At 65.9% G+C, this 12935-nt stretch carries 12 protein-coding genes; 1 reads left to right on the top strand and 11 read right to left on the bottom strand.

What is annotated here, in order from left to right:
- Positions 1-38: 38 nt before the first annotated feature.
- From KVX96_RS15505 to KVX96_RS15555, 11 genes are all read right to left on the bottom strand, one after another.
- A complete protein-coding gene (locus KVX96_RS15505) occupies positions 39-401 on the bottom strand; it encodes a hypothetical protein (RefSeq protein ID WP_261195611.1) in 363 nt (120 codons plus the stop codon).
- Between the two features lie 45 nt (positions 402-446).
- Positions 447-1466, bottom strand: coding sequence for an endonuclease/exonuclease/phosphatase family protein (locus KVX96_RS15510; protein ID WP_261195612.1), 1020 nt, complete (start codon positions 1464-1466; stop codon positions 447-449).
- A gap of 3 nt (positions 1467-1469) precedes the next feature.
- Positions 1470-2150 (bottom strand): molecular chaperone DjiA, encoded by a 681-nt coding sequence (locus KVX96_RS15515; RefSeq protein ID WP_261195613.1) that lies wholly within the window; start codon positions 2148-2150, stop codon positions 1470-1472.
- Between the two features lie 52 nt (positions 2151-2202).
- Complete coding sequence (locus KVX96_RS15520) at positions 2203-2694, bottom strand: GNAT family N-acetyltransferase (RefSeq protein ID WP_261195614.1); 492 nt, start codon at positions 2692-2694, stop codon at positions 2203-2205.
- Positions 2691-3305, bottom strand: a complete 615-nt coding sequence (locus tag KVX96_RS15525) for a VOC family protein (protein ID WP_261195615.1) — start codon at positions 3303-3305, stop codon at positions 2691-2693. Before KVX96_RS15525 ends, KVX96_RS15520 begins: the two co-directional genes overlap by 4 nt.
- A gap of 3 nt (positions 3306-3308) precedes the next feature.
- Entirely contained in the window at positions 3309-4052 is a 744-nt protein-coding gene (locus tag KVX96_RS15530) for a glutamine amidotransferase (RefSeq protein ID WP_261195616.1), read from the bottom strand.
- Positions 4053-4101: 49 nt separating this feature from the next.
- On the bottom strand, positions 4102-5034 hold the full coding sequence (locus tag KVX96_RS15535) for an alpha/beta hydrolase (protein WP_261195617.1): 933 nt from the start codon (positions 5032-5034) through the stop codon (positions 4102-4104).
- Positions 5035-5074: 40 nt separating this feature from the next.
- Entirely contained in the window at positions 5075-6724 is a 1650-nt protein-coding gene (locus KVX96_RS15540) for a GMC family oxidoreductase (protein WP_314733135.1), read from the bottom strand.
- Between the two features lie 355 nt (positions 6725-7079).
- Positions 7080-9062 (bottom strand): RNA polymerase sigma factor RpoD, encoded by a 1983-nt coding sequence (gene rpoD, locus KVX96_RS15545; RefSeq protein WP_261195618.1) that lies wholly within the window; start codon positions 9060-9062, stop codon positions 7080-7082.
- A 128-nt stretch (positions 9063-9190) separates the two neighbouring features.
- Positions 9191-11155, bottom strand: coding sequence for a DNA primase (dnaG, locus tag KVX96_RS15550; RefSeq protein ID WP_261195619.1), 1965 nt, complete (start codon positions 11153-11155; stop codon positions 9191-9193).
- Positions 11156-11247: 92 nt separating this feature from the next.
- On the bottom strand, positions 11248-11697 hold the full coding sequence (locus KVX96_RS15555; RefSeq protein ID WP_261195620.1) for an Lrp/AsnC family transcriptional regulator: 450 nt from the start codon (positions 11695-11697) through the stop codon (positions 11248-11250).
- A gap of 136 nt (positions 11698-11833) precedes the next feature.
- Between KVX96_RS15555 and KVX96_RS15560 the strand changes: the two genes are divergently transcribed.
- Positions 11834-12916: a Leu/Phe/Val dehydrogenase gene (locus KVX96_RS15560; RefSeq protein WP_409977131.1), complete on the top strand. Its 1083-nt coding sequence runs from the start codon at positions 11834-11836 to the stop codon at positions 12914-12916.
- Positions 12917-12935 lie beyond the last annotated feature (19 nt).

Raw genomic sequence — 12935 nt, forward strand, 5'->3', positions numbered from 1 at the left:
AATATCTCTTCGACGTCAGGCTGCGGGCTTAAGGCCACTCAAATCTCGATCTCGCCCTCTTCCAGCGGCCGCTCCAGCTGCAATTCCTCCGGCGTCTTGCGGCGGATCAGGATATCGCCGTTCTCCAGCACTTCCGGCGCGTGGTATTCGCTCAGATCGCCGAGCCGCTGCATCAGCTCTTCCAGCGCCGGGCCCATGTCCTGCTGGAAATCCCGCTGCAGATCCTGCAGATCGCGCAGCGCGGGCTCCATATCCTTCAGAAGCTCTTCAAAGAGCAGCGAAAGCCCCTCCTGCATGAGGGAGAGCCCCTCGTCTTTCCGCGAGTCATCGGCCTCCTGCGCCATAAGCGGCGCGGAGAAAGCAATGAGAGCGGCGAGCAGGCAGGCGGACAGCTGTTTCATACCCCCAATATACGCCTTCCGGCGTGGCGCTGAAAGAGGCCGCGCCTAAAGGTCGATGTCAAGCGTGACGGGGTAGTGATCGGAGGCCGTCAGCAAGGCCTGCCGCAGCTCCGGCGTGCGGTAGCAGGCGGGATCGTCGAACGGATGCCAGATGCGCCAGCGCGGGGCTTTCTCCCGCAGGTCTGGTGAGATCAGGATGTAATCGAGCAAAGCCGAAAGGTAGCGGTTTTCCTCGGCGATGAAGAAGCGCGAGGTGGCCGGCTGCGCGCCCATCTTCTGGGTGGCGGCCTGCCGGGCGTGAGGATCAAACAGCGGCGCGGCATCGGCCTCGCCCATCACGATCTCCACGCCGGAGCGGCCGAAGAGTTTCTCGTATTCATCCAATCCGGGGCCGTCGTTCAGATCGCCCAGCACGATCAGCGGATCGCCCGCTGCCAGATGCGCCTCCACCCGGCGGCGCAGCCAGACGGCCTGCGCGAGCTGCTTGCGGCGGTTGGCGATGGAGATGCGGATCACCTCGTCGCGCGTGCGCGCGCCGTGAGGGGCCTTGGATTTCAGATGCACCCCGATCATGCGGAACTCACCCCCCGCTGCACTGCGAGCGGCCACCTCCAGCGGCGGCTTGGAGAAGCGGATGGTTTCCGGCGCGGCGTCCACGTCCAGATCCAGCGGGAATTCCCCGTCAAAGCGCGGCACCCAGCCCCTCTGCGCCTCTAGCCCGGACTGGGGATCATGCCGCGCGGTGAGCGCGTCGGGATCATAGAGCAGCGCCAGTTCCTGCTGGGTGTCATTGGTGAAACCGGTGAGCGCGGCGCGCGTGCGCAGCCCGTAGAGCTGGGCGAAATTTTCCAGCGCGGCGACAGTGGAGCGGTGGCGGTTGGTGTCCGGCGCCTCAATGATCATCACCGCATCGGCATCCATCGCGGTGAAGACGATGCCCAGCGCCTCAAGCTGCTGTTCGCGCGTCACATCGCGGCGGCCCGACCAGCCGCCATCAGGCTGTGGCCTGTCCTTCTCATCGAAAAGATTGGTGAACCACTCGACGTTATAGGTGGCGATGCGCATGGCTCAGGCCGCCGACTGGCTGATCTCTTCCCAGGCGCGATTGACGGCGATCAGGCGCTTTTCGGCCAGTTTCACGGCCTCCTCCGGCACCCCGCGCGCCATCATGCGATCGGGGTGGGTTTCGCGCACCAGCGCCCGCCAAGCGGCGCGGGCTTCTTCCGGCGTGGCCTCGGGCGTGATCCCGAGCACCTCGTAGGGGTCCGGCTCGGCATCCGGCACGAAACGGGTGCGCAGAGCGCGGAACTCGCGCTCGCCCATGCCGAAGATCTCGGCCACGCGGTGCAGGAAATCATCCTCGCCCGGGTGGTACTCCCCATCGGCCATGGCGATGTGGAAGAGCCCCTCCATCAGATCGCAAACCGCGCCGCGCTCCTCGCCGAACATGCGATTGATGCGCTCGGCATAAAGCTCGAACCCCGCCACGTCCTGCCGCGCCATGTTGAAGACGCGCGCGGCGTTGGCCTCTTCTTCCTTGGGGATATGAAAGACTTCCCGGAAGGCGGTGACCTCATCGCGCGTCACCAGCCCGTCGGCCTTGGCCATCTTCGCCCCCAGCGCGATCACGGCGATGGCGAAGGCCACGGAGCGTTCGGGCGGCGCGCGCAGTTTGTCGAAAACCTCGGCAAGGCTTTCGCCACTGGTGAGTGCCGCGAGGGCTTCGGAGATGCGGGTCCAGATCGACATGGGGGAATCCTATCGCCTTCGGCACGCCCTGTCAGCGCGACGATTGTACCTTTCACAGGAACTTTTGCATCAGGACGAGATCAAGCCACTGATCGAACTTGCGCCCGACCTGCGAGAGCCGCGCCACTTCCGCGTAACCAAGCCGCGCGTGGAAGGCGACACCCGCCGGATTGCCGGAACTCACCCCGGCAAACATGGAATGCGCGCCGCGCGCGCGGGCGTGATCCTCCACCCCCGCCATCAGCGCCCGACCCAGTCCTTTGCCATGGGCCTGCGGCGCGAGGATGATCGTGTGCTCCATCGTATGGGCATAGCCCACGCCACCGCGAAACTGGCCGTAAGTGGCAAAGCCCGCCACCTGCCCCGGCGCGGCTTCAGCAACGAGGAACGCATAGCCCGAGGCGGCCTTCTCGGCGATCATCGCTTCCAGATCGGCCACGCTGCGGGTGACACTGTTGAACGTCACCAGCGTGTCCCGGATCATCGGTGTCCAGATGGCTTCGAGGGCGGGGCAGTCGGCTTTGGTGGCGGGCCGGATCGTCATGTGAGGGTTCTTTCACCATCGGGGCCCTCGAAACGGGCCGAAAACCCGGCAGGCCCGCTTAGGAAAGCCACACGGGGGTCGGAAAAGCCGGGCAAGTAGAGCGTATCGATTTCGGGGTGGCGTACGTCCAGCCGCGAAAGCCGCAGCCCGCTCGGGGCCAGACGCTGCGCCGGATGCGCCGCGCTTTCCCATTCGATCAGGGCGGGGAAGATGCCATCCAGCGGCAGGATGCCCGTCTCCGGCACCGCCATCTGCCAGCGCAGATCGCCCCGCGCCAGCGCAACCGGTGTGCCCGCTGCCGGGCCAAAGGCGGCGAAGGCCGCCGCAAGATCCGGCGTGCGCAGGATCCAGTTCGCAATGCGCGGCGGGCCGGAAAAACGATCCAGATCGAACCAGCGGGCGTGGGGCGGCTTAGGCGCGGCCGGATCGACGGCGATGACCTCAAAATAAAGCCCGTCGGCCAGCCCCAGCAGCCTATTGTGCGTGCCCATCAGCGGGTGCTGGCCACCGGGCAGCATCTGCACGCCCAGCCGCTCTTCGACCCAAGCCACGCCCTCTTCCAGCGTTTCCGCGGCGACGGCGATGTGATCCAGTTCCAATCCAAGGCCCATGGCTCAGCCCTCCCGGTATCGGGACACGAAATTGGCAAGGATGCGCGCGGGTTCCTTTGCCGGCGTGGCGCGCACCCGTTCGGTGAGCGCCTCGGCCTCCTCGGGCGGAAAATAGCCTTTGTTGCGATAGATGCGGATGCGCAGCGCGAAGCCCTCGGCATCGGCCTCCGGGTGGAACTGCGTCGCGTAGACGTTCTGCCCAAAGCGCACCATCTGGAATGGGCAGGAGGGCGCGGAGACAAGATGCACACAGCCCTTCGGCAGCGCCTGCATCGCCTCCTTATGGCCCACGAGCGCATCAAAGCGTGCGGGCATCCCGGCGAGCAACGGATCCGCCGCGCCGGCCTCGGTGAGCGTGCAATCGGCGGCACCCACCGGCTCGCCAAAGCGTTCCTTGGAGACATCGCCGCCCAGATGCGCTCCAAGAATGCCGATGCCGTAGCAGCAGCCAAGGAAGGGTTTGTCCTGCGCGGTGATGGCGGGCATCAGCGCGAGGATGGCGTCTTCGATCTTCTTTTCGGTCGGGGTCTTTTCGCTTTCGGCATCGCTCACGCAACCCGGCCCGCCGCCGACAATCACGCCGGAATACTCCGCCAGATCAAGGCTTTCAGGCAGGTCCTCGCAATCCAGCCGGATGCGGTGCACCTCGGCCTCCGCGAGCCCGCCCTTGGCGAGGAAGGCGGCGTATTCGTCGTCAGCGGCTTCCGCCTCTGGACGCAGTTGCAGGATCAGGAAGGGTTTCGTCATCGGCTGTCCTTTCGGGGCCGCCAAGATGTGCCGCAGCCGGGGCGCGAGGTCAATCCGGCGCGCCGCCGCCCGGCAGGCATGCGCGGGCAAAGGTGCCCATGCGGGCCACGGCGGCATCGGCCTCGGGGCTCTGGCCAAAGCGCAGGTGCCAGACGTGGTGGACGTCCGGCACTTCCTCGTAGGTCACCGCCACGCCCTGCGCTTGCAGGGCATCGCGCATCCGGCGGGATTCATCGCGAAACAGCTCCCCCGCGCCGACGGTGAGGAACACAGGGCCCGCGCCCTCGAAATCGCCAAACAGCGGCGAGGCGCGCGGATCTTTCGGGTCCGCCCCGGCCAGATAGCCGTCAAGCGCGATGCCGAGCCACTTCTCCGGCAAGAGCATCTCGCTTGCGGCGTTTTCACGGAGCGAGGGGCTTTCCCCGCTCAGATCCACGGCGGGCGCGATGGCCATGCATCCGGCAGGGCGCGGCAGGCCGAGGCGCTTGGCCTCCGTCAGCAGCGAAAGCGCCAGATTGCCGCCCGCGCTGTCGCCCGCGATCACGATGCGCTCGGGCAGCCAGCCTGCGGCCAGCACGGCCTGATACGCCTCGACAACGTCCTCGATGGCCGCCGGGAAAGGGTGTTCGGGGGCAAGGCGATAGGCCACCGCCAGCCCTTTGAGCCCCGCCGCCCCGGCCAGTGCCGCCACGAGTCGCCCGTGGGTTTTGGGCGAGCCGATGCAGAAGCCGCCGCCGTGGATGTAGAACAGCAGCCCGGCCTGCGCGCCCTCGCCGCGCGTGCACCAGCGCCCCCGCGCGGTGAAACCGCCGGCCTCGATCAGGGCCGGGGCGAAGCGCATGTCCTTGAGGCGGCGGTAGCTGATCGGCGCGAGCCTGTCGTACAGCCGGCGCAGCGCGGCCTGATTGGTGACGAGCCGCAGCACCTGCTTTTCAAAGCCACGCGCGTTGAGGTTCCAGAAGCGTTGAGCCAGCGATGTCATGGGCGCAGAGTGGCCCCCGCGCCCGGCCCGCTGTCAAGCCTCATGCGCTCTTGCGGGCCTGCTTGATCATGTCGGCGGCCTTCTCGGCCATCATGATCACCGGCGCGTTGGTGTTGCCGGAGACGATCTGCGGCATGGCCGAGGCATCGACCACGCGCAGGCCCTCCACGCCGCGCACGCGCAGCTGCGGATCCAGCACAGAGGCCGCATCGCTGCCCATGCGGCAGGTGCCGACGGGGTGATAGACGGTATCGCTCTTCTCCCGCACCACGGCCATCAGATCGGCGTCATTGGCCACATGGGCACAATCGTGATCCTTGGTGATGTGCTGTGCCATCGGCGGCGCGGCCATGATCGCGCGGGCCTGTTTGACGGCGGCGAGTAGCAGCTCCGCATCGCCCTGCCCCTCCAGAAAGCCCGGATCGATCATCGGCGCATCTGCGGGATCGCTCGTGCCCAGCCGCACCCAGCCCCGGCTCTTGGGGCGCAGCAGGCAGGTGTGCAGTGTGACACCATAGCCCGGCTTCACTGTCCGCGCGTGGTTGATCAGGCGGCCAATGACGAAATGCATCTGCACATCGGGCCAGCCCTCGGCCTGCGCCGCCTTGCCGACGGACAGAAACGCCCCGGCTTCGGCGAAGTTCGAGGCCGCCATGCCGCGCCCCTCCTTGCGCCAGCGCCGAAGTGCCTTGATCAGCCGCCCGCCGCCCTTCAGCCCGACGCCGAAGAGATCGGTGGTGTTGACCTCATAGCCCAGCACGGTGTCCACGTGATCCTGCAGGTTCAGGCCGACCTCCGGAAGATCCTGCACCACATCGATGCCATGGGCGCGCAGCTGGTGGCCATTGCCGATACCAGAAAGCATAAGGAGCTGCGGCGACTGCAGCGCGCCGGCGCAGAGGATCACCTCGCGCCGGGCCTTCACCTGCCGGATCTCTCCGCCCTGGGAAAACTCAACGCCGCAGGCTTTTTGGCCGTCAAACAGCACGCGGCGGCCAAGGGCGTGGGTGATCACTTCGAGGTTCGCGCGTGTCATCACCGGATGCAGGAAGGCGGCCGCCGCCGAGCAGCGCTGGCCCCGGCGGCGGTCATGGAACTGGGTGAGCTGGAAGAGCCCCGCGCCCTCCTGTTCCGCGCCGTTGAAATCGCCGTTGCGCGGCACGCCCGCGGCCACGGCGGCCTCCACGAAATCACGGCTGATCGGGCGCGGGCTTTGCGGGTCTGTCACCTGCAACGGGCCACCTTCGCCGTGGAAGTCATCCGCGCCGCGGATGTTGTCTTCGGACTTGCGGAAGTAGGGCAGCACATCGGCCCAGCCCCAGCCGTCGCAGCCCATGGCGGCCCAGCCGTCGTAATCCTTCGCGTGGCCGCGCGTGTAGATCATCGCGTTGATGGCAGAGGAGCCACCCAGCGCCTTACCGCGCGGCTGGTAGCCCCGGCGGGAATTGAGCTCTTCCTGCGGGATGGTTTCAAAGGCCCAGTTGTGCATCGGCACCGGATGGCCGGGCACCATCATCGCCGCCCCGATGGGCAGGCGGATCAAGAGGTTCTTGCCATCACCGCCGGCCTCCAGCAGGCAGACCGACACGTCGCGATCCTCGCTCAGGCGCGCGGCCAGCGTGGCCCCACCGGAGCCGCCGCCCACGATCACGTAGTCGAATTCCATGTCGGCTTTCCTATCGGCTGTCATGGGCCTGCCTTTCGCTTGTCTCTCGCGCGTTTGACCGGCAAGCGACCATGGCGGCGCGGGCTTGTCAAACGGTTGCGGCGCTTTTGGGAACATTCTCGCCCAGCCGGGCAGCCCTCGCCCGGGTCGGGGCAAAAGCCCCCGCCGTGCCAGCGCCGGACCGGGGGGCGGCGCAGCACCCGGTTGAGCGGCGTGCTTTATGACAGCCACGCACATTCCAAGTTGATGCTAAACGCCAACGGCAGCCAAAGCGCCGGCCCATGGGGCCGGTCCGGCGCTGGCACGGCGGCGGCCAAGGGCCGCCTTAATTCCGTGCCTAAACAGGACAAGAAAAAAGCGCCCCGGAGGGCGCTTTTCGTTACTGATCGAGGAAGCTGCGCAGTTTGCGCGAGCGGCTCGGGTGCTTGAGCTTCCGGAGCGCCTTGGCCTCGATCTGGCGGATCCGTTCGCGGGTCACGCTGAACTGCTGGCCGACCTCTTCCAGCGTGTGGTCGGTGTTCATGCCGATGCCGAAGCGCATCCGCAGAACCCGCTCCTCGCGCGGAGTGAGGCTCGCCAGAACGCGCGTCGTGGTTTCCTTCAGGTTCTCCTGAATGGCGGAATCCAGCGGCAGCACCGCGTTCTTGTCCTCGATGAAATCGCCCAGCTGGCTGTCTTCCTCGTCCCCGATCGGGGTTTCGAGGGAGATCGGCTCCTTGGCGATCTTCATCACCTTGCGCACCTTCTCAAGCGGCATCTGCAGCTTTTCGGCCAGCTCTTCCGGCGTGGGCTCCCGGCCGATCTCGTGCAGCATCTGGCGGCTGGTGCGCACCAGCTTGTTGATCGTCTCGATCATATGCACCGGAATACGGATCGTGCGCGCCTGATCGGCAATAGAGCGGGTGATCGCCTGACGGATCCACCACGTCGCATAGGTGGAGAACTTGTAGCCCCGGCGATATTCGAACTTGTCCACCGCCTTCATCAGGCCGATGTTGCCTTCCTGAATCAGGTCGAGGAACTGCAGGCCCCGGTTGGTGTATTTCTTGGCGATGGAGATCACGAGGCGCAAGTTGGCCTCGACCATTTCCTTCTTGGCCTGACGTGCTTCCTTCTCGCCCTTCTGCACCTGTTGCACGATGCGGCGGAATTCGGGGATGTCGAGGCCCACGTATTGGCCGACCTGCGCCATGTCGTTGCGCAGCTCCTCGACCTTGTCTGATGAGCGCTCTACGAAGGTCTGCCAGCCACGGCCGGGCTTCTCGGCCATGCGATCCATCCAGTTCGGATCCAGCTCGTGATCGCGGTACTCTTCGATGAACTCGCGGCGGTTGATGCGGGCCTGATCGGCCAGTTTCACCATGCCGGAGTCGATCGACATCACCCGGCGGTTGATGCCGTAAAGCTGGTCGATCAGCGCCTCGATCCGGTTGTTGTGCAGGTGAAGCTCGTTCACCAACTCAACAATCTCACTGCGCAGCTTCTGATAGATCGCCTCGTCGTTGTCGGAGTATTCTTCCTCGTTCAGCGTCGCCGAGATCCGCTGATCCTGCATCGCCGAAAGCTGGGCGTAATCGCGGGCGACGCGGTCCAGCGTTTCCAGAACGCGCGGCTTGAGCGCGGCCTCCATCGCGGCGAGCGACATGTTGGCCTGTTCGTCCTCGTCGTCGTCGTCGTCGTTGTTGCGCAGCGGGTTGCCGTCGGCGTCGAGCTCCTGCTCGGCTTCCTTCTTGGGTGCGGACTGCACGTTGGCCACGTCCACCACATTGCCCTCGCCGCCCTCTTCCATCGAGTTGCCGAAGGTGGCCTCAAGGTCGATCACGTCGCGCAGCAGGATGTCTTCGCTCAGAAGTTCCTCGTGCCAGATGGTGATGGCCTGAAACGTGAGCGGGCTTTCGCAGAGCCCGGCGATCATCGTGTTGCGCCCGGCTTCGATCCGCTTGGCGATGGCGATCTCGCCCTCGCGGCTCAACAGTTCGACGCTGCCCATCTCGCGCAGGTACATACGCACCGGATCGTCGGTGCGGTCGAGCTTTTCGGTTTCACCCGACGAAACGGCCACTTCGCGGCTGTCGGCGGTGGTGGCCACGGCGGTGGATTTGTTCTCGGCTTCGGCTTCCTCGGCCTCTTCGGCCTCGATCACGTTGATGCCCATTTCCGAGAGCATCGACATCACGTCCTCGATCTGCTCGGAAGAGGCCTGCTCGGGGGGCAGGGCTTCGTTGAGCTGATCGTAGGTGATGTAGCCTTTTTCCCGGGCCTCCGCGATCATGCGTTTGATCGCGGCCTGGCTCATATCGGTCATCGGCTCGTTATCGCTGTCGTCCTGCTGCTTGCGGTCGTCGGTGTCTTTGGCGGCCATGCGTTGCTCCTGATTCAGGGCGGGAATTCCGGGCGGTCTGGTGCGAATCACGCTGGGCGAATCGATGATTCGCCTCCATGTCTACCCGTTTTCCACATCCTCTTCCTTACGAAAGCGCGCCGGAGGCCCTATCCTTTGCCCTTCGTGTACTTAATGCCCTGCAACAGCTTGTCGAAGGTTTCCCGCTCCTCGCGGCTCACCAGCGCGCCATTGCTGCCTGTTTCATATTCGGTGGTGTCTTCGGTTTCGCTGCGTTCGGCCCGGTTCAGGGCTTCAGCCGCCTGCTGCAAACGCCACGTCAGCCCCTCGTCGGCCACGCCGGTCAGATCCTCCATCGCCTCGGCGATCTCGCGCTGCGCGCCGCGCCGGGCCTTCAGCTTGGCCATGGCCTCGGCCACGCACATCGCGGCGATGGTGGTATCGCCCGGAGTGCGCACGGTCGGGGAGATTTGGACATGGCGGGGCGCGAAGAGGTTTTCAAGGGCGTCCGGCCCGAGCGCCGTGGCGATGGCCTCTTTCGCGGCATCAGAGCTTGCCGGGTGTGCCCGCAACAACACATCGCGGATGCGGGCGTGATCGGGATCGGAGAACTCCAACATCTCGAGCGCGCTCTCAAAGCGCGCCAGCACATCGGGGTGCAGCACAAGGCTCGCAAGGATCACGGCTTCGCGCAGACGATCCTCGGTGGCGGGGTCTGCCGTCACCAGCAGAGAGTGTTTGGTGGAGGCGCGTACCGGCTCCGGCGTGCCTCGCGCACGCCAGCTGCCTTTCCCACCGCTTCCCCCGCTCCATTGGGCACGCGGGCGCTGCGGGAAGAACAGCTCCTGCCGCATCCGCTTGATCTCTTCGCCATAGTGGCCGCGGATGGAAGGGTCGCGGATCAGTGACACCGCCGCACGCAGGCGCTTGTCCAACGCGGCGCGGCGTTCGGGGCTGTCAAAAACCTGCCCCTCGGTTTCGCGCTCCCACAGGAGGCTCACCATGGGCCGCGCCCCATCAAGCACCGCCTGCATGGCGTCCGGGCCCTTGGCTTTGATCAGATCGTCCGGGTCCTGTCCTTCCGGCAGGATCGCAAACCGCAGGGAATTGCCCGACTCAAGCAACGGCAGAGCAAGATCGATCACGCGACGCGCGGCGCGCAGGCCGGCTGAATCGCCATCCAGCGCTATGATCGGCTCCGGCGCGATGCGCCACAGCAGGCGCAGCTGATCCTCGGTAATGGCCGTGCCCAGCGGCGCCACCGTGGCCCCGAAGCCCGCCACCGACAGCGCGATCACGTCCATGTAGCCCTCGGCCACAACCAGCGTCTGCCCCTTGCCCGCCGCCTCGCGCGCCGGGGCGTGGTTGTAGAGGCTGCGGCCCTTGTCAAACAGCTCGGTTTCCGGAGAGTTCAGGTATTTCGCATTGTCCGTCGGATCCATCGCGCGCCCGCCAAAAGCGATGCAGCGCCCGCGCGCGTCGCGGATCGGGAAGATGATGCGGTTGCGAAAGACGTCATAGGGCTTGCCGCCCTTGTTTGAGGCCTTCGCCAGCCCTGCGCCGATGATCAGCTCTTCCGGTACGTTCTTGCCGCGCAAATGATCGTAGAGCCCTTGCCAGCCCGCCGGGGCAAAGCCGATCTCGAAGCGCTCCCGCGTGGCCTGCGCCATGCCGCGCTGGTCCAGATATTCCCGTGCGGCGAAACCGCCCCCGGCTGCAAGGTTCAGGCGGAAGAACTGCACCGCCTGTTCCATCACCTCGGCCAGCTGCGTGCGACGGTCGGCCTTCTTCTGCGCCTGCGGATCGCGCGCGGGCATCTGCATCCCGGCCTCACCCGCAAGGATGCGCACGGCTTCCATGAAATCCACATTCTCGGTTTCCCGCACGAAGGAGATCGCGTCCCCCTTGGCGTGGCAGCCGAAGCAGTAATAGTAGCCCTTGCGGTCATCCACATGGAAAGACGCGGATTTTTCCTGATGGAAGGGGCAAGGCGCCCACATGTCGCCCTTGCCCTGATTGGACTTGCGCGCATCCCACATCACCTTCCGCCCCACCACTTGGGAGAGCGAAACGCGCGTGCGCAATTCATCCAGAAAACCGGGGGGCAGACTCATAGGTGTCAATATCAGCCGCCGCGCCGGGCATGACAAGCCCTGCCCCCTGTGGATAACTTACGCTTCCTGTGGAGAAGCCGCCGCTGATGGCCTTACGGGCGCACGTCGCGCTTGATCATCGTGCGCAGGGTGAAGCTTGAGTTGAGGTTGCGGATGCCCGGCACCCGCATGAGGCCATCTTCCATGAAGCGATCGAAGGCGGCCAGATCGGCGGCCACGACGCGCAACAGGATGTCGCGCGAGCCGGTCAGCAGGTGGCACTCCACCACTTCCGGAAAGCGCGCAATGGCGGTTTCGAACACACCCAGATCGGCGCTGTTCTGCCGTTCCAGCTCCACCGCGATGAAGACGGTCAGCGGCAGGCCCAGCTTGGCCGGGTTCACCTCGGCCCGGTAGCCGGTGATCACACCGCTTTCCTCCAGCTTGGCCACCCGCCGCGCGCAGGGCGTGGGCGAGAGCCCCACCCGCTCGCTCAGATCCGCGATGCGCAGACGGCCATCCGCCTGCAAGGCGCGCACAATCTTGCGGTCCAACTCATCCATGGCGATTTCCTCCAATATTTGATTAATTATGAGCCAAAACCACCAAGCAGCCAACCCTCCGCGAGAATCTTTGGTGAGAAACACTCCGGTAGGCTCCTTATTTTAGGATGAAGGGAGTTATTCAGGAGCGCGCGCCGTGACCGACCAAGTTAGCCAGACCATCCAGCCCACCGTGACCGAAATCGCCACCGACAGCCATCAGGCCGTCTACCGCGTGGAGGCCCCCGAGGTGGGGCTGACGGGCTTCATCGCCCTGCATTCCACCACCCGCGGCCCCGCCGCCGGTGGCCTGCGGATGCGCCCTTATGCCAGCGAGGCCGAGGCGCTCACCGATGTGCTGCGCCTGTCCGAAGGCATGAGCTACAAGAACGCGGCCGCCGATCTGCCGCTGGGCGGTGGCAAGGCTGTGATCCTCGGCGATCCGGCCACGCAGAAATCCCCGGCCCTGCTGAAAAGCTTCGCCCGCGCCATCGAAGGCCTCGGCGGCAGCTACTGGACGGCCGAGGACATGGGCATGACGACGGCCGACATGGCCATTCTGCGCTCCGAAGCGCAGTATGTGGCCGGGCTGGCCGATGGAGCCTTCGCCTCGGGCGACCCCTCCCCCGTCACCGCGCGCGGCGTGTTCAACGCGATCCGCATCGGCGCCAAGCACCGCTTCGGCTCCGACGATCTGGCCGGCAAGCGCATCACGGTGCAGGGGCTGGGCAATGTCGGCTGGAACCTCTGCGGCATGCTGGCCGAGGCTGGGGCCAAGCTGATCGTCACGGATGTGGACGCCGCCCGCGTGGCCCGGGCTGTCACCAATTTCGGGGCCGAGGCCGTGGCGCTGGATGCGATCTATGGCGTTGAGGCCGATATTTTCGCCCCCTGCGCCATCGGTGCGATCCTGAACGCGCGCACCATTCCGCAGCTGAAGGTGAAGCTCGTGGCGGGCGGTGCGAACAACCAATTGGAAGAGGCGCGCGATGCGGGCCTGCTGGCCGCGCGCGGCATCCTCTATGCGCCCGATTACGTGGCCAACGGCGGCGGCATCATCAACGTCGCCTCAGAGATCCTGCGCGTCCACAACACTGGCCCCTGGGTGGCAGGCCGCCTGCAGGCGCTGGAAGCCACGATGGACAGCCTGCTCACCCGTGCCGCGCGTGAAGGCAAGAGCCCGGCCGTGATCGCGGATCGCATGATGGCCGAGATGCTCGTGCCCATGGCGGCCGAGTAGGCCCGCTGCAGGCTCAACT

It is taken from the genome of Pseudoruegeria sp. SHC-113, from assembly GCF_025376885.1.
Taxonomy (GTDB): Bacteria; Pseudomonadota; Alphaproteobacteria; order Rhodobacterales; family Rhodobacteraceae; genus Pseudoruegeria.

Excerpts from the sequence above, each read along its gene's own strand:
- KVX96_RS15505 (WP_261195611.1), bottom strand. The coding sequence starts at position 401 with ATGAAACAGCTGTCCGCCTGCCTGCTCGCCGCTCTCATTGCTTTCTCC.
- KVX96_RS15510 (WP_261195612.1), bottom strand. The coding sequence starts at position 1,466 with ATGCGCATCGCCACCTATAACGTCGAGTGGTTCACCAATCTTTTCGAT.
- KVX96_RS15515 (WP_261195613.1), bottom strand. The coding sequence starts at position 2,150 with ATGTCGATCTGGACCCGCATCTCCGAAGCCCTCGCGGCACTCACCAGT.
- KVX96_RS15520 (WP_261195614.1), bottom strand. The coding sequence starts at position 2,694 with ATGACGATCCGGCCCGCCACCAAAGCCGACTGCCCCGCCCTCGAAGCC.
- KVX96_RS15525 (WP_261195615.1), bottom strand. The coding sequence starts at position 3,305 with ATGGGCCTTGGATTGGAACTGGATCACATCGCCGTCGCCGCGGAAACG.
- KVX96_RS15530 (WP_261195616.1), bottom strand. The coding sequence starts at position 4,052 with ATGACGAAACCCTTCCTGATCCTGCAACTGCGTCCAGAGGCGGAAGCC.
- KVX96_RS15535 (WP_261195617.1), bottom strand. The coding sequence starts at position 5,034 with ATGACATCGCTGGCTCAACGCTTCTGGAACCTCAACGCGCGTGGCTTT.
- KVX96_RS15540 (WP_314733135.1), bottom strand. The coding sequence starts at position 6,724 with ATGACAGCCGATAGGAAAGCCGACATGGAATTCGACTACGTGATCGTG.
- rpoD (WP_261195618.1), bottom strand. The coding sequence starts at position 9,062 with ATGGCCGCCAAAGACACCGACGACCGCAAGCAGCAGGACGACAGCGAT.
- dnaG (WP_261195619.1), bottom strand. The coding sequence starts at position 11,155 with ATGAGTCTGCCCCCCGGTTTTCTGGATGAATTGCGCACGCGCGTTTCG.
- KVX96_RS15555 (WP_261195620.1), bottom strand. The coding sequence starts at position 11,697 with ATGGATGAGTTGGACCGCAAGATTGTGCGCGCCTTGCAGGCGGATGGC.